Below are 300 nucleotides of genomic sequence, written 5' to 3'. Positions count from 1 at the left end.
TAGCCCTGGTCGGCGGCATGCAGCGCGGCTAGCAGCTTGACCTCAGTGTCGCGGTTACGCTGGACATAGGCGCCGACCGGGAACCGGTGGATGAGCAGCGTCTTGGCGGGATCGCGCCAGCCAAGCTCGCGAAGCAGCTCGTCACGCGTCCACCTGTCTTTGTCGCGTGCATCGGCGACCAGCTTGGGCAGAACGCTTGCAAGCTCGGATGCCTGCCGCGCCTGCTCCGCGTTCAACTTGTGCGACTGAATGAAGTCCGCCGCAGCTCCGCACACCACACGGAGGCTGCGCAAGAACTGT

1 protein-coding gene is annotated in these 300 nt (G+C 65.0%); it reads right to left on the bottom strand.

Annotated elements, in window-relative coordinates; translation table 11 throughout:
• A partial coding sequence (locus FLQ44_RS08180) for a hypothetical protein (RefSeq protein WP_147693971.1) occupies positions 1–300 on the bottom strand: 300 nt, incomplete at both ends.

This window comes from Vogesella mureinivorans (assembly GCF_007644035.1).
Lineage (GTDB): Bacteria > Pseudomonadota > Gammaproteobacteria > Burkholderiales > Chromobacteriaceae > Vogesella > Vogesella mureinivorans.
Note: the sequence above shows the minus strand (reverse complement) of the source record. Positions and strands in the feature narration are given on the sequence as shown.